The 14,216-nt window shown below is 67.8% G+C and carries 14 protein-coding genes; 5 read left to right on the top strand and 9 right to left on the bottom strand.

Annotation, left to right across the window (positions count from 1 at the left end; translation table 11 throughout):
* Positions 1 to 65: 65 nt before the first annotated feature.
* On the top strand, positions 66 to 2,057 hold the full coding sequence (locus E8M83_RS16300; RefSeq protein WP_137174400.1) for a diguanylate cyclase domain-containing protein: 1,992 nt from the start codon (positions 66 to 68) through the stop codon (positions 2,055 to 2,057).
* Positions 2,058 to 2,064: 7 nt separating this feature from the next.
* Here the strand turns inward: E8M83_RS16300 and E8M83_RS16295 are convergent, their stop codons facing one another.
* Genes E8M83_RS16295 through E8M83_RS16285 form a run of 3 tightly spaced genes read right to left on the bottom strand, consistent with a single transcriptional unit; the run spans position 2,065 to position 5,460 of the window.
* Positions 2,065 to 3,414 (bottom strand): erythromycin esterase family protein, encoded by a 1,350-nt coding sequence (locus E8M83_RS16295; RefSeq protein ID WP_170976840.1) that lies wholly within the window; start codon positions 3,412 to 3,414, stop codon positions 2,065 to 2,067.
* 1 nt (position 3,415) lies between these two features.
* Entirely contained in the window at positions 3,416 to 4,738 is a 1,323-nt protein-coding gene (locus E8M83_RS16290) for an SRPBCC family protein (protein ID WP_137174398.1), read from the bottom strand.
* Positions 4,735 to 5,460, bottom strand: coding sequence for a phosphoribosyltransferase (locus E8M83_RS16285; protein ID WP_137174397.1), 726 nt, complete (start codon positions 5,458 to 5,460; stop codon positions 4,735 to 4,737). Before E8M83_RS16285 ends, E8M83_RS16290 begins: the two co-directional genes overlap by 4 nt.
* Before the next feature lie 8 nt (positions 5,461 to 5,468).
* On the opposite strand from E8M83_RS16285, the gene E8M83_RS16280 reads away from it, so the two are divergent.
* Positions 5,469 to 5,657: a hypothetical protein gene (locus E8M83_RS16280; RefSeq protein WP_137174396.1), complete on the top strand. Its 189-nt coding sequence runs from the start codon at positions 5,469 to 5,471 to the stop codon at positions 5,655 to 5,657.
* A gap of 11 nt (positions 5,658 to 5,668) precedes the next feature.
* On the opposite strand, the gene fghA is transcribed toward E8M83_RS16280, so the two are convergent.
* The 4 genes from fghA to E8M83_RS16260 form a co-directional block, all read right to left on the bottom strand.
* Positions 5,669 to 6,511: an S-formylglutathione hydrolase gene (fghA, locus tag E8M83_RS16275; RefSeq protein ID WP_137174395.1), complete on the bottom strand. Its 843-nt coding sequence runs from the start codon at positions 6,509 to 6,511 to the stop codon at positions 5,669 to 5,671.
* A 63-nt stretch (positions 6,512 to 6,574) separates the two neighbouring features.
* The gene (locus E8M83_RS16270) at positions 6,575 to 7,165 is read right to left on the bottom strand and encodes a chromate transporter (protein ID WP_137174394.1); all 591 of its coding nucleotides are present in this window, start codon (positions 7,163 to 7,165) and stop codon (positions 6,575 to 6,577) included.
* Entirely contained in the window at positions 7,162 to 7,791 is a 630-nt protein-coding gene (locus E8M83_RS16265) for a chromate transporter (RefSeq protein WP_137174393.1), read from the bottom strand. The genes E8M83_RS16270 and E8M83_RS16265 overlap by 4 nt, the downstream gene beginning before the upstream one ends.
* A 61-nt stretch (positions 7,792 to 7,852) precedes the next feature.
* Positions 7,853 to 8,029, bottom strand: a complete 177-nt coding sequence (locus tag E8M83_RS16260; protein ID WP_229491572.1) for a hypothetical protein — start codon at positions 8,027 to 8,029, stop codon at positions 7,853 to 7,855.
* 176 nt (positions 8,030 to 8,205) lie between these two features.
* On the opposite strand from E8M83_RS16260, the gene E8M83_RS16255 reads away from it, so the two are divergent.
* Together E8M83_RS16255 and E8M83_RS16250 are read left to right on the top strand one after the other, a co-directional pair.
* Positions 8,206 to 8,424, top strand: a complete 219-nt coding sequence (locus tag E8M83_RS16255) for a hypothetical protein (RefSeq protein WP_137174391.1) — start codon at positions 8,206 to 8,208, stop codon at positions 8,422 to 8,424.
* 378 nt (positions 8,425 to 8,802) lie between these two features.
* On the top strand, positions 8,803 to 10,887 hold the full coding sequence (locus tag E8M83_RS16250) for an ATP-dependent helicase (RefSeq protein ID WP_137174390.1): 2,085 nt from the start codon (positions 8,803 to 8,805) through the stop codon (positions 10,885 to 10,887).
* A gap of 266 nt (positions 10,888 to 11,153) precedes the next feature.
* Here the strand turns inward: E8M83_RS16250 and E8M83_RS16245 are convergent, their stop codons facing one another.
* Together E8M83_RS16245 and E8M83_RS16240 are read right to left on the bottom strand one after the other, a co-directional pair.
* Positions 11,154 to 11,969 (bottom strand): Sir2 family NAD-dependent protein deacetylase, encoded by an 816-nt coding sequence (locus E8M83_RS16245; protein WP_137174389.1) that lies wholly within the window; start codon positions 11,967 to 11,969, stop codon positions 11,154 to 11,156.
* Positions 11,962 to 12,600: a phosphohydrolase gene (locus E8M83_RS16240; protein WP_229491570.1), complete on the bottom strand. Its 639-nt coding sequence runs from the start codon at positions 12,598 to 12,600 to the stop codon at positions 11,962 to 11,964. Before E8M83_RS16240 ends, E8M83_RS16245 begins: the two co-directional genes overlap by 8 nt.
* Positions 12,601 to 12,714: 114 nt before the next feature.
* On the opposite strand from E8M83_RS16240, the gene glpD reads away from it, so the two are divergent.
* The coding region (gene glpD / locus E8M83_RS16235) for a glycerol-3-phosphate dehydrogenase (protein ID WP_137174388.1) at positions 12,715 to 14,216 on the top strand (1,502 nt) is incomplete at its 3' end.

Here is a 14,216-nt window from a genome sequence, read left to right as displayed (position 1 = left end):
GACGTGCCTTGGTCGGCCGGAGTGGATATGTAATACTTTGTCGCATTGCAGTCGACAATATTCTTATGCTTACACGCGGTCTGCGCCTGATGCCGGCGAACCTGAAGCTTCGCATGGCCTGCGTCGCCGCGATCCTGGTGCTCGTGGCCACCCTGCTCGTCACGCTGGCCTCCCTGGCGGTGGCCGAGCGCGGCATGAAATCGGTGATTGGCGACCAGCAGTATGCGATGCTGGCCAGCGCCGCGTCGTTCATGGACGATCGCATCGTGGCGCGCGTGGCGCAGGTGGAGTCGCTGGCGGCCAGCCTGCCGCCAGAGGCCTCGGGCGATCCGGCGGCCATCCGGCGCATCCTGGAGGCGCGCGGGCCGATGTGGGAACACGAATACCTGAACCTGATCCTGCTCGACGCGCGCGGGCAGCAGGTGGTGTCGCTGCGTTCATTCGGAAATGACCGGCGCCTCGACGCGGCCGGGCTCGAGTACTTCGAGCGGCCCATGAAGAGCGGCCGCGGCTTCATGTCGCGGCCGGTCGTGAGCCGCATCTCGAATCGCAAGATCGTCATCATCAGCGCTCCCGTGTTCGACGCCGGCGGCAAGCGGGCGGGCGTACTGACCGCCAGCATGGACCTGCAGGCGACCGGCTTCCTGCGCCAGATCAGCGCCCTCAAGCCCGGCGCCTCGGGCTACCTGTTCCTGATGACGCCCGACGGCACCATGATCGACCATCCCGACCCGCGCCGCCTGCCGCAGCCGATCGGCTTGGGGGCGTCCGGACTGGACCGCGCCCTGGACGGCTTCGAGGGCTGGGTCGAGGCGGCCGGCCTCGATGGGCGGCCATCGATCTATGCCTACCAGCGCCTGCGCACCACCGGCTGGATCCTGGGCGCCCGCTATCCTACCGAGGAAGCCTTCGCCCCGCTCGCGGAAATGCGCCGCAACGCCATCTTCGGCGCGACCGGCCTGGCGCTGGCCTCGGGCGTGCTGGCCTGGGCGGTGGTGTTCCGGCTGCTGGCGCCACTGCAGCGGCTGCGCGACCGGATCCGTGCGATCCGCCACGACGGCGCCGACATCGCGGTGCTGCACGACACCCGGCGCGACGAGATCGGCGAATTGGGCAATGCCTTCTACCAGCTGATGGCCGAGCGCGAGAACGCCGAGGGCCTGCGCGCGGCGAGCGAAAAGCGGCTGCGCCTGATCACCGACAACCTGCCGGTGCTGATCGCCTATCTCGATCGCGACCAGCGTTTTCGCTTCGGCAACGCGACCTTCGAGCGCTGGTTCGGCGTGACGCCCGAGCGGCTGGTCGGCATGTCGATCGCCGAGCTGATGGGCGAGGATGCTGCGCGCCAGGGCGCCGGCAGCCTGGAAGGCGCCTTCGCCGGCCACGCCACCACCTGCCAGATGCGGCTGCGGCTCCAGGGCGCGGCGCGGGTGCTCGAGGGTGTCTACATCCCCGACCTGCAACCCGACGGCAGCGTGGCCGGCGTGTACGCGCTCAAGCACGATATGACGCACGTGAAAGAGGTCGAGGAGCAGCTGACCCGGCTGGCGCGCATCGACACCCTGACCGGCCTGGCGAACCGGCGCAGCTTCAACGAGACGCTGCAGCAGGCGCTGGCGCGCGCGGCGCGCCACGAGCGGGCGCTGGCGCTGGCCTACCTGGACGTCGATCATTTCAAGCGCATCAACGACAGCCACGGCCACGGCGTGGGCGACGAGGTGCTGAAGGAATTCGGCGAGCGCCTGCGCGCCGGCGTGCGTGCCAGCGACACGCCGGCGCGGCTGTCGGGCGACGAGTTCGTGGTGATCCTGGAAGAAATCGGCAGCGCCGCGGAAGCCGAGCGCATCGCCGCCAAGATCGTGGCCGCGATGCGCGCGCCGTTCGCGACCGGCGCCGGGATGCTGGCGGTGTCGGCCAGCGTGGGCGTGGCCCTGTGGCGGCAGGGGCAGGACGAAGATGCCTTGCTGGCGGCGGCGGATGGGGCCTTGTATGTCGCCAAGGCGAATGGGCGGGATGGGTATGCGGTCGGTGGTGGCGGCCCGATCGACACCCGATAATCTTGCGTTACAACCCGTCCGGATACGTCTCCGGCGGCTCGCCCGAATGCCAGCCGCTGCCTGCATCGAGCGGTTCCACCGCCGTGGTGCGGTCGATATGGATCACGGCGTCGAACTGGCGCGGCAGCTGGGCCATGAAGTAATGGCTCTGGCGTTCGCTGCGCGGCAGGTACAGCACGCCGATGGCGCGTTCGAGCCGCTCTTCCATCAGCGCGTCGCGCGCCGAGGAGGGTTCGCGCAGCGGCAAGAAGAAGCGCTCGATGCCGGTGCTGTGCAGCAGGTGCTCGTAGCTGTTGCGCAGGCCCGGCCGCACGTGCTTGTGCTGGCCTTCGCCATCCCATTCCGAGGCCGCCGTGACCCGGCCCTCGTAGGTGGTAAAGCCGACCAACAGGACATCCTGGCCATGGGCCTTGCGCGCCAGTTCGCCCAGCGTCCATTCGCCCTGGCGGCCGATTTCGGTCGCGCGTGCGTCGCCGATATGGGAGTTATGTTCCCACACCACGATGCGGGCCGGCTTGCCGCCCTGCGACAGGTGGCCCGCCACGGCGTCCAGGGTCTCGGCCATGTGGCTGTCGCGCAGGTTCCAGGACGAGATGCGGCCCTTGAACATGGTGCGGTAATATTCTTCGGCGTTCTTGACCAGGCGCGCGTTCTGCTGGGCGTAGAAGTAGGCGTCGTCGGCGCCGTCAGCCTGCACGTAGTCGAACGCGCGCTGCTGCAGCGCGCGCAGGGTGTCGAGCACGCCCTCCTGGCACGACGCCGACATGCCGAAGCTGGCCTCATAGCCGTATTGCTGGCTGTCGCGCTCGTAGTGGTCGAAGCAGGCATAGACCTTGCGCGCCTCATGTGCGGCGTTCGGATCGACCGCGTCCAGGTAGCGCAGCACTTCGTGGATCGAGGTATACATGCTGTACAGGTCGAGGCCATAGAAACCTGTCTTGATGGCGCCGGCGGCGAGGCCGTCGTTGTGTGCGCGCAGCCACTCGACGAAGTCGAGCACCGCCGTGTTGCGCCACATCCAGGCCGGAAAGCGCTCGAAGCCCGAGAGGGCGGCGCGGCCGTCGCCGTCCTGGGGACCACCGGCGCCTTCGCCACGCACATAGCGGTTGACGCGCCAGGCATCGGGCCAGTCGGCTTCGACCGCCACCGCGGTAAAGCCTTTTTTCTCGATCAACAGCTGGGTGATGCGCGCCCGCTCGGCGTAGAACTCGTGGCTGCCGTGGGTGGCTTCCCCGAGCAGCACGAAGCGGGCGTTGCCGACCATGTCGAGCAGTGCGTCGTAGTCATCCGCGCCCCCGGTCAGGGGGCGGGCACTGGCGCGCACCGCGTCGAGGGTGGCGTTGGTGACGATGGCCACATCAATGCATGAAGCTGTGGCTCGGCGCCGATTGGTGGCCGGCATAATGGGCGCCGCCGCGTTCGATGAACTCCTTCATGCGCGCCAGGTCGTCGTCCATCTGGCGCTGCGGGTCGGCGCCCAGCATGCGCGCAATGCCGTGGCCAAGGGCGCCGGCCGGCGGCGAATAGCTCATGCGCACCGTGACGCGGGTGCCGTTACCCGACGGCGCGAAGGTCACCGTGCCTTCTTGCTCGATTTCCGAGCCCGGTTCGCTGCGCCACGACAGGCGGTCGGGACGCGACTGCTCGGTCATGACCGCATTCCACGCGTATTCCAGGCCGCCCGGGCCGCGCACCACCCAGTGCGAGCGACGGTGGCCGAGGTCGCGCACCTCGGTCACGTGCGACATGAAGCGCGGGAAGTTCTCGACTTCGGACCAGGCGTCGAATACCTCCCTGGGCGACGCGTCGATGTGGATTGAATTTTCGACGTCGACCTGGCTGGCCGCGCCGCGCTGGCGCAGCGAGTCGACCAGGTGGCGGCCACGGTCGCTGCGCAGCAGCACCGCCAGCGCGCCGAGGCCGAGCAGGGCGGCGACCGGCGAGCGGCGCGCCAGGCCTACCACGCTCAGGGCGCCAGTGCCCAGCAGGGCCGAATTGGCCAGCGTCGGGCTGTGCGAACCGAAGGCCTGGGCCAGGTGGTCGGTCCATTCGCGCACCTGGTTGCCGGCGGCGTTAAAGCGCGAGCGGGCGTCGGCCTTCACGCTGTAGGCGGTCTGTTCGAGGCGCTCGCGCGCCTGGTCGGCCCGTTCGCGGGCGCGTTCGGCGGCGTAGTCCGCGCGGTCGCGCGCCTTGTCGGCGGCATATTCGGCCTGCTCGCGCGCGTCGTGCGCCGCATGGCTGGCGCGGTCGCGCGCCTCGTAGGCGGCGTGCCTGGCGCGATCCTTGGCCTCGTGGGCCAGGTGGCTGGCGCGGTCTTTCGCCTCGTACGAGGCGTCGGCCAGGCGCTCGCGGGCGTGCTCCAGGCGGTCGCGCGCGTGGTGCGAGGCTTCGGCCAGGCGGTCGCCCGCAGCATGGGCGGCGCCGGCCAGGCGTTCGCCGGCACGGGCCGCGGCGACGGAGGCGCGCACGCGCGCCGAATCGAGGCGGTCGCCGGCGTTGTGCCAGGCATGTTCAAGACGGTCACCGGTGCGGTCGCGCGCATCGCGCAGGGCGCCGCGGGCGTGGGCGCGGCGCTTGGCCCCGCGTTCCGGGTCGAATGCATACATCAGCAATGCGCCTGCGACTGCTGCGCCGATCCACTTGCCTACGTTCGTTGCTTGTTCATTGTTCGTATCGTTCATGTCGGCTCCTTTGGGTAGGGTTGACTGGCGGCGTCGCGCGACTGCGCCCACGCCTGCGCCAGCAGGGACTGCACTTCTTCATCGGTGGTCTGCCCGAAGCTGCGGTACCACTGCCCGACGGCGCGAAAGCGCGCGGGCAAGGCGAGGCAGGCGACTTCGTCGGCGGCAACGGACAGCGCCTCGAAGGCGTCGCGCGCTGCCACCGGCACTGCCACCACGAGCCGCGCCGGATGCCGGCGCCGCGCCACTTCGACCGCGGCCAGCATAGTGGCGCCGGTGGCGACGCCATCGTCGACCAGGATGACGCAGCGGCCGTCGAGCAGCGCCGGTGCCCGCGCGCCCCGATACTGGCGTTCGCGCCGGGCCAGTTCGGCCTGCTCGGCGGCGCTGACCGCATCGACCTCGCGCTGGGTGACGCCCATCAGGCCTGGCACGCCAGGCTGCAGGATGCGCACGCCACCGCTGCCGATCGCACCCATCGCGAATTCAGGATGGTTCGGCAGGCCGAGCTTGCGTACCAGCATCAGGTCGAGTTCGGCATGCAGCGCCTGGGCGACCGGTACCGCTACCGGCACGCCACCGCGCGGCAGTGCGAGTACCAGCACGTCGCGGTAGCCGGCGTGGGTAAGGGACATCGCCTGCGCCAGTTGCCGGCCCGCGTCGCCGCGGTCTTTGAATGGTTCGAGCTGTTGCATGATGATGAAGTTGTTAACTTCCAGCATACACAGGGATGAAGCTGGGCGTCGTTCCTTTGCCGTCAGGAATGATGCGTAGGGTCGGCAGCTACGCCGCCGACGCGGTGATAGTTGGCGGCAAGATCATCCGGAACGAGAGCGGCACCGACAACCATCACCGCGTCGGCAGCGAAGCTGCCAACCCTACATGGTCCGGTGACGAACCAAAACGAGTTACAGGATGAGCCGCCGACAATCAGCCGAGCTGGCGGCTGTGGAAACGCAGGTGGTCTTCGACGAAAGTCGAGATGAAGTAATAGCCGTGGTCGTAGCCGGCATGGCGGCGCAGCGTGAGCGGCTGGCCGGCCTTGGCGCAGGCTTGCTCGAAGGTTTCCGGCAGCAGTTGCTCGACCAGGAACTTGTCGCCCAGGCCCTGGTCGATCAGGATGCCACCAGGGAAGGGCGCCGTGTCGTGGCGTGCCATCAGGGCGCTGGCGTCATACTGCTGCCAGCTGCTTTCGTCTGCGCCCAGATAGCCGCCGAAGGCCTTCTTGCCCCACGGGCAACGGCTCGGCGCGGCGATCGGTGCGAAGGCCGAGACCGAGCGGAACAGGTCTGGATGCTTCAGCGCCATGGTCAGCGCGCCATGGCCGCCCATCGAGTGGCCGAAGATGCCGACCCGCGCCGGATCGGCCTGGAAGGTCGCCAGCACCAGCGCATGCAGTTCCAGCAGATAGCTGTGCATGCGGTAGTGGCGCGCCCACGGTTCCTGGGTGGCGTCGAGATAGAAGCCGGCGCCCGCGCCGAAGTCCCAGCTGTCGTTTTCGCCGGGGACATTGGCGCCGCGCGGGCTGGTGTCGGGCGCGACCAGGATGATGCCCAGTTCGCTTGCCAGGCGCTGGGCGCCGGCCTTGGTCATGAAGGTCTCTTCGGTGCAGGTCAGGCCGGCCAGGTAGAACAGCACCGGCAGCTTCTTATCGCCCGCCGCCGGCGGCAGGTAGACCGAGAACTTCATCGGCAAGCCGATCGCGGCCGAGTCGTGCTGGTAGAAGCGCTGCACCCCGCCGAAGCAGGCATGTTCATTCAGGAGTTGGGGCATTGTCGTGTCGTTCGTGGTAACAGGAATGACGCCAGTATGCCGCCTACCGACAAAGCTTGCCAACTACACCACGCCCAGCGCCCCCAGCAGCGCGCCGGCCGCCAGCATCCACAGCAGGTGCAGGCGGGTGCGCCAGATGACGAGGCAGCTCGCGATCGTCAGCAGCCACAGGGGCCAGTTGTCCATGTGTTCGCCGCCCTTGCCGCCACCGGTCGCCAGCAGCCAGGCGGTCGACAGCAGCATGGCGATCACCAGCGGCGCCATGCCCTGCTTGAAGGCGCGCACGGCGCGCAGCGCGCGGTTACGGTGTGCCCATTGCGCCACCTGGTAAGTAAAGACGGTCGAGGGCAGCATGATGCCGATCATCGACAACACGACCCCGCCCAGCGCCGCCGTCATGCTGCCGGAGTTGAGCCCGACGTGCCAGCCCAGCAGGGCCACGAAGAGCACGTTCGGCCCCGGCGATGACTGGGCTAAAGCCACGGAATCGGCGAACTGGGACTGGCTCAGCCAGCCCTGGCGCTCGACCAGGTAGCGCTGCATCTCGGAGGTGGTCGAGATCGCGCCGCCCAGCGACATCATGGACAGCATCAGGAAATGGACGAACAGGTTCAGCCAGTCGTGCCAGCCGAACACGAGCACAGGCGCGTTCATGGCTTGAGCCCGCGCCAGGCCAGCACGCAGCCCAGTCCGCCAAGCACGGCGATGACGGCCGCCAGCGGCACCCGGATCCAGGCCAGCAGCACGAAGCCGGTGGCGGCGATCGCGACGCAGGCGGCGAGCGGGATCACGTTGTTCGACAGCGCCACCGACATGCGCAGGCCGGTGGCGGCGATCAGGCCGGCGGCGACGGCGGCCATGCCGCGCAGCGCGCCCTGCACCTGGGGCTGGGCCGAGAACTGCGCGTAGACCAGGGCCAGGCACAGCACCAGGATCAGCGGCACGGTGAGGATGCCGGCCAGCGCGCTCATGGCGCCGGCCAGGCCAAAATGGCGGGTGCCGATCATCATCGCCAGGTTGCAGACGTTGGGGCCCGGCATGATCTGGGCTACCGACCACTCCTCGATGAATTCCTCATTGCTCATCCAGCGCTTGCGCTCGACGACCTGCTGCTGGATCACGGCCAGCACGCCGCCGAAGCCCTGCAGGGCGATCAGCGTGAATGAAACGAACAGGTCGGTCAGCGAGGCCGGCCGCGGGCGCTCGGGGTCCGGCGTGGGCAAGGCGGTGGCTGGCGGTACAGGGAGATCGGGAGGAACGGGGGAAGGTGAAGCGCTCATCCGCCGATTATCGCCGCTCGGCCCGCGTCCTGTCCACGAGGTACCCGCGCTGGATAGGCGTTCAGCCGCCGCCGATGCCTTCCATCACGCGGCCGGTCCCGCCGCACTGCGGGCAGGGCTTGCCGTCGGCAAGGGTGCCGCTGCCCGCGCAGGCGTCGCAGATGTCTTCGCCGGCGCCAGGGGTGCCGGGGGCGGCTTCATCGCCGGGATTCAGGGTGGGATCGGTCTGGGTGCGCATGGTAGTCCTCATCGTGGGGTGGTTGCCGACGATTGTAGGGAGGACGCGGGTGAGGTGGCGCAGCGCAGGCCACAAAAACGGTTTTCGCGTATTGATACAGGTTTGACATTGACTTCGAGCTGGCATCGCCAATACTCGTGGTGCGTCAGCGACATCACTCACCGGAGATACGCCCCATGAGCCCATTCCGCGCCCAGGAAATCAACCACTGCCTTGCCGCTTCATCCGAGCTCAGGTGCAATAGCCGACAGCGCGACATCGTGTCGCATGGCATCGCCACCCTGCGCGATTCCGGCACCATGCCCGCCGTCGAATACCTCAAGTCGCATGGGGTGCGGGCGCAGGTGATCGAGCGCGTGTTGCTCGAACCTGGGCGCCGCCGGACGCTCGCCTGAGGAGAGCGCAGGTCCTCCGGTTGTGCACAAATGCGATGGGCGAATTATTTATGGCAGATACGGTGTGGGCTCACGGCAACTTCACGTAAACCCTTGATTTTCAGCATAAACGAGATTGCCTTCCCAATAGGCAAATTGTTGAAACCCGCACGGTAGGCCGCATCCAGCGTGTCAAGCCCCCGCTTTTCCACACACTTATTCACAGACTTTGTGGATATCCAAAAAACGCCTTGCGGATCCGTGACTTGGCAGCGAATGCTGAGGTCATGGCTGATGTCATTTCCGATAACCTTTTGACAGCATCGGCGGAGGGCGCATTTTCCGCTTGCGGCTCGGGACTGGATAAATGTACAGTGTGGCATTTTCCAGATCCAGCCCATGTCCGCCGTCGCCGATCAGCCCGCCACCGAAGACCCGTTCGCCAGCCTCAACCCCGAGCAAAGGGCGGCGGTCGAGCATGACGTCGGCGTGGCGGCGCCGCGTCCGCTGCTGGTGGTGGCCGGCGCCGGTTCCGGCAAGACCAATACATTGGCGCATCGGGTGGCGCGCCTGATCCAGTCCGGCGCCGATCCGCAGCGCATCCTGCTGCTGACGTTCTCGCGCCGCGCCGCCACCGAGATGACCCAGCGCGCCGGCGGCGTGCTGCACCGGCTGTTCGGGCTCAGGGGCACGCAATCACAGATCACCTTGCCCTGGGCCGGCACCTTCCACAGCATCGGCGCGCGCCTGCTGCGCGAGTTCGCGGGCCGCATCGGCCTCGACCCCCAGTTCACGATCCACGACCGCGGCGATTCCGAAGACCTGATGGGGATGGTGCGCCACGACGTTGGCCTGGGCCAGCTTGAAAAGCGCTTTCCGCTGAAAGGCACCTGCCTGTCGATCTATTCGCGCGTGGTCAACGGCCGCGAGCCGCTCGATGTAGTATTGCAGGCATTTTTCCCCTGGTGCAGCGAGTGGGAAGCCCAGCTCAAGACCTTGTTCGGCGCCTACGTCGACGCCAAGCAGGAGCAGAACGTGCTCGACTACGACGACCTGCTGCTGTTCTGGGCCGAGATGGCGGCCGATCCGGTATTGGGGCTCGAGCTCGGCGCGCTGTTCGACCACGTGCTGGTCGACGAATACCAGGACACCAACCGCCTGCAGGCGGCGATCGTCACCGGCATGAAGCCCGACGGCCGCGGCGTGATGGTGGTAGGCGATGACGCCCAGTCGATCTACGGTTTTCGCGGCGCCACGGTGCGCAATATCCTCGATTTCCCGAAGCAGTTCTCGCAGCCGGCGCAGTTGATCACCCTGGAGCGCAACTACCGCTCCACGCAGACTATCCTGGACGCGTCGAACGCGGTGATCGGCGCCGCGCTCGAGCGCCATGCCAAGACCTTGTGGACCGACAAGGTGTCGAGCGTCAAGCCGCAACTGGTCCTGATCCCCGACGAAGCCGAGCAGGCGCGCTGGGTCTGCAACCGCATCCTCGAGCAGCGCGAAGCCGGCGTGACCCTGAAATCGCAGGCAGTGCTGTTTCGCGCCGCCAGCCACAGCGCCGCGCTCGAACTCGAACTCATGCGCCGCAATATCCCGTTCGTGAAGTTCGGCGGCCTGAAATTCCTGGAGGCGGCCCATATCAAGGACGTGCTGGCGCTGCTGCGCTTCGCCCAGAACCCGAGCGGGCGCCTGGCCGGTTTCAGGGCGCTGCAGCTCATCCCCGGCATCGGCCAGGCGACCGCCACCCGGATCGTCGAGGCAGCCGGCAGCAGCGACGATCCCATCGGCGCGCTCGACACCTTTGCGGTGCCGGCGCGCTGCAAGGCCGACTGGGTGGCGTTTTGCGCGCTGTACCGGCGCCTGCGCACGCCGGGCCTGTCCTGGCCGCTCGACCTCGAGCTGGCGCGCCAGTGGTACCAGCCGCACCTGGAGCGGCTGCACGACGATGCGCAGGTACGCGCGGCCGACCTCGATCAACTGGTGGCGCTGTCCGGCGGCTACGGCAACCGCGAGAGCTTCCTGGCCGAGATCACGCTCGACCCGCCCGAGGCGACCAGCGACCGCGCCGGCGCCCCGCTGCTCGACGAAGACTATGTGATCCTGTCGACCATCCATTCGAGCAAGGGGCAAGAATGGAACTCGGTGCACGTGCTGAACGTGGTCGACGGCTGCATCCCGTCGGACATGGCGACCGGCAGCCAGGAAGACATCGAAGAAGAGCGGCGCCTGCTGTACGTAGCGATGACGCGGGCACGCGAAAACCTGCACCTGGTGGTGCCGAACCGCTTCTTCATCAAGCAGCAGTCCAGCATGGGCGACCGCCATGTGTATGCGGCGCGCACGCGGTTCATCACCCCGGTCATGCTCAAGCATTTCGAAGAATCTCCCTGGCTCAGCGCCGACAAGCGCGAGCTGCGCACGCCGATGCCCGACAGTGTCCGCATGATGGTGCGCGACCGGGCCCGGAACGCGTGGAAATGACGGCAGATGCGGGCAAATTGACGACTTATCCCCCATGCGCCACTTTTGTAGGAGTTTGCCGCATATGACATGAACGCGCAGAAGTGGTGCACGTGCAAGTGACTGATTTTATGAGGGTATTTTTTTGCCTTCAGAACGGGCATTTTGTTGAAACCCGCATCAATACTGCGCTTGCGGCTTGTCAAGTGGCGCTTTTCCACACAGTTATCCACAATTCTTGTGGATAGGCCAAAAGACTGAATGAAATCAGCCACTTAGTGTTCAAATTAACCGTATGTAATATCCATTTCCCGGGCGATTGCCTGCATCGCCGCCAAAGCGCCCATGGAAAGTCCCACGCCGCGCACGATCCGGTGTTCGCGCGGGTCGATACGGATAGCGGGCACGCCTTGCGACTCGGTAAACCGGCGCACCGACGGCAGGTCGGTGCCGGCACCCAGTTCGATCACGGCCAGGCGCGACACGCTGGCGCGCCAGTCCTCCAGCCGGGCGAGCTGGGCCTCGCTCGGCGCATCGACCCAGGCGACATCGTTGAACATCAGGATATTCGGCCGCGCCAGCGCCCCGCAGTGCGGGCAGGCCGGTAGCGGAGACGTCAGCGCGCAGCGCGCCAGGTCCACCTCGGGTTCGACCCCGTCGGCCGGCCAGGTCGCATCGACGCAGGGGTGGCTGCACTGCAGGTGGTGGATGGTGCCATGCAATTCGGCGATCCGGTCGCTCGCAAAACCGGCGCGCTGGAACTGGCCGTCGACATTACTGGTGAACACAAAGCTGCCATGCCGCATGCGCTCGCCCAGCGCGCGCAGGATCGCGAACCCCGCATGTGGCGCGGTGCGCCGGTACAGGTCCAGCCGGTGGCCATAAAAACCCCAGGCCTGGCGCGGATCGCGCGCGAAGCTCGCAGGATTGGCCATCTCCCTGAACGGCAGGCCACGCTCGGCCAGCGGCGGATAGGCTTTCCAGAAACCGGCATTGCCGCGAAAATCGGGCAGGCCCGAATCGACGCCGATGCCGGCGCCGGCCGCGATCAGGAGACCGTCGGCCTCGCTCAGCAATTCGCAGGCGCGTGCGATCTCATGCATGGGCGCTGTCCTTGAGCCGGTCGAGTTCGCGCAAGAAGCGTTCGCAGGCCACGGCCGGCGGCCACGGCTCCCACGGCCGGCAATCGTAGTGGGCGGCGAGCGGATCGTCGGCCAGCACCCCGGCCCGGATCTTGAGCGTGCGCCGCACTTCCTCGCGCGACCAGCCGGCCACGTGCACCGCCTCGGTGGCGGCGGCCAGGCGGTCGGCGCGCTTGTGCGCGGCGTGCGAGCGCGTATCCCAGGCCGGCAGGCCGTAGCGCAAAAATACCATATGCTCCAGCCGTTTGGTGAGCGCGCGGAAGGCGTCGCCCAGGAAGGGCTTGATGACCGAAATCGCATCGAAGCCGAGCAGGCCTTCCTCGGCGTCGTGCAGCAGTTCGCGCAATTCCTCGAGCGGCGTGATCGCGGGCGCGGCGGCGCGGCGCAACAGCATGACCGAGATCGAATGCTGGGCCACCGACAGGGGCAGGGGCCAGGCCGAATGGCCGCCCCAGCGGTAGGTGCGGGCCAGGCCGAGCGCCAGGTCGGCGTCGTCCCAGTCGAGGGGCGTTGGATCGAGCAGGTCGAGGCGGCGGCCGGAGGGCATGCGGACCCAGGCGCGGGTCCGGTCTTGTTTCGGGTGGATGTGCATGTGGCGATTTTACACATCGACCCGTCCATTCCCAGCATAATTGAGCCAGGCGAAGCTGGTTCGCCCCCGGCTGCCTACACTGGTCCGGATGGCGTCATGCCGTGAGGGAGGCATATGCAAGCGAACAAGACGATCGATTGCGACCTGCTGGTGGTCGGCGGCGGCATCAACGGCGCCGGCATCGCGCGCGACGCGGCCGGGCGCGGCTTGAAGGTCGTTCTGTGCGAGAAGGACGACCTGGGCGCCCACACATCGTCCGCTTCCAGCAAGCTGATCCACGGCGGCCTGCGTTATCTCGAATACCGCGAGTTCGGCCTGGTCCGCAAGGCGCTGGCCGAGCGCGAGACCCTGCTCAAGAGCGCGCCGCACATCATGCGTCCGCTGCGCTTCGTGATGCCGCACGTGCCCGGGCAACGGCCGGCGTGGCTGATCCGCGCCGGCCTGTTCCTCTACGACCGCCTGGCGCCGCGTGCCTTCCTGCCTGCTTCCAGCGCGATCGAGCTGGCCGGCCACCGCGCCGGCGCGCCGCTCAAGCCCGAGTTTTCGCGTGCCTTTGCCTATTCCGACGGCTGGGTCGACGATGCGCGGCTGGTGGTGCTCAATGCCCTCGACGCCCACGAACGCGGGGCGACGGTGCTCACCCATGCGTCATGCGACGAGGTGACCAGGCGCGCCGCGCACTGGCAAGCGCGTATCGAACAGGGCGGCGCGCAACTGGCCGTGCGCGCCCGCGGCCTGGTCAACGCGACCGGGCCATGGGCGGCCCGCTTCGCCCAGCGCGCCAACCGCGTGGCCCCGCACCGCGCGCTGCGCCTGATCAAGGGCAGCCATATCGTCGTGCCGCGCCTGTTCGAGCACGGCTGCGCCTACCTGTTCCAGCATGCCGACGGCCGGGTCGTGTTCGCGATTCCCTATGAAGAAACGTTCACCCTGGTCGGCACCACCGACCTCGATTTCGAAGGCGACCCAGGCACGGCCGCGATCGGCGAGGGCGAGACGCGTTACCTGTGCGAGCTGGCCAACCGCTACTTCAAGCGTCAGCTGGCGCCGAGCGACGTGGTGTGGAGCTATTCGGGCGTGCGGCCGCTGCTCGAAGACGACGCCACCAGCGCGGCGGCGGCCACGCGCGACTATTATCTGGAGCGCGACGCCGATGGTCCGCCGCTGCTGTCCGTCTTCGGCGGCAAGATCACGACCTACCGCAAGCTGGCCGAGGAAGCCGTCGACTGGATCGCACCGTTGCTGGGCAAGGCGCCGGGCGGCGCCTGGACCGCAAACGCCGTGCTGCCTGGCGGCGACCTGTTCGGGCCGCAGCCCGACAGCCGCGGCGTGCTCGAATTCGACCGCTGGGTGGCGGCGCTGCAGCGGCGCCATGCCTGGCTGCCCAAGCCGCTGGCGCTGCGCTATGCGCGTGCCTATGGAACGCGGGTGGAAGTGTTGCTGGACGGCTGCCGGGCGCTGCCTGACCTGGGCGCCGAGGTGGCGCCGGGCCTGCATGAGGCCGAGCTGCGTTACCTGATGGCGCATGAATGGGCGATGGATGCGACCGATGTGCTGTGGCGCCGCACCAAGCTGGGCTTGCACCTGCGGCCCGGCGTGGCGGACCAGATCGACGC

The organism is Massilia sp. HP4 (assembly GCF_005222695.1).
Lineage (GTDB): Bacteria > Pseudomonadota > Gammaproteobacteria > Burkholderiales > Burkholderiaceae_D > Telluria.
Note: the sequence above shows the minus strand (reverse complement) of the source record. Positions and strands in the feature narration are given on the sequence as shown.

Coding starts and splice junctions, on each gene's coding strand:
- fghA (WP_137174395.1), bottom strand. CDS start 6,511: ATGCCCCAACTCCTGAATGAACATGCCTGCTTCGGCGGGGTGCAGCGC.
- E8M83_RS16265 (WP_137174393.1), bottom strand. CDS start 7,791: ATGAGCGCTTCACCTTCCCCCGTTCCTCCCGATCTCCCTGTACCGCCA.
- E8M83_RS16240 (WP_229491570.1), bottom strand. CDS start 12,600: ATGCACATCCACCCGAAACAAGACCGGACCCGCGCCTGGGTCCGCATG.
- E8M83_RS16285 (WP_137174397.1), bottom strand. CDS start 5,460: ATGCTGGAAGTTAACAACTTCATCATCATGCAACAGCTCGAACCATTC.
- E8M83_RS16255 (WP_137174391.1), top strand. CDS start 8,206: ATGAGCCCATTCCGCGCCCAGGAAATCAACCACTGCCTTGCCGCTTCA.
- E8M83_RS16270 (WP_137174394.1), bottom strand. CDS start 7,165: ATGAACGCGCCTGTGCTCGTGTTCGGCTGGCACGACTGGCTGAACCTG.
- E8M83_RS16280 (WP_137174396.1), top strand. CDS start 5,469: ATGAAGCTGGGCGTCGTTCCTTTGCCGTCAGGAATGATGCGTAGGGTC.
- E8M83_RS16300 (WP_137174400.1), top strand. CDS start 66: ATGCTTACACGCGGTCTGCGCCTGATGCCGGCGAACCTGAAGCTTCGC.
- E8M83_RS16260 (WP_229491572.1), bottom strand. CDS start 8,029: ATGCGCACCCAGACCGATCCCACCCTGAATCCCGGCGATGAAGCCGCC.
- E8M83_RS16250 (WP_137174390.1), top strand. CDS start 8,803: ATGTCCGCCGTCGCCGATCAGCCCGCCACCGAAGACCCGTTCGCCAGC.
- E8M83_RS16290 (WP_137174398.1), bottom strand. CDS start 4,738: ATGAACGATACGAACAATGAACAAGCAACGAACGTAGGCAAGTGGATC.
- E8M83_RS16245 (WP_137174389.1), bottom strand. CDS start 11,969: ATGCATGAGATCGCACGCGCCTGCGAATTGCTGAGCGAGGCCGACGGT.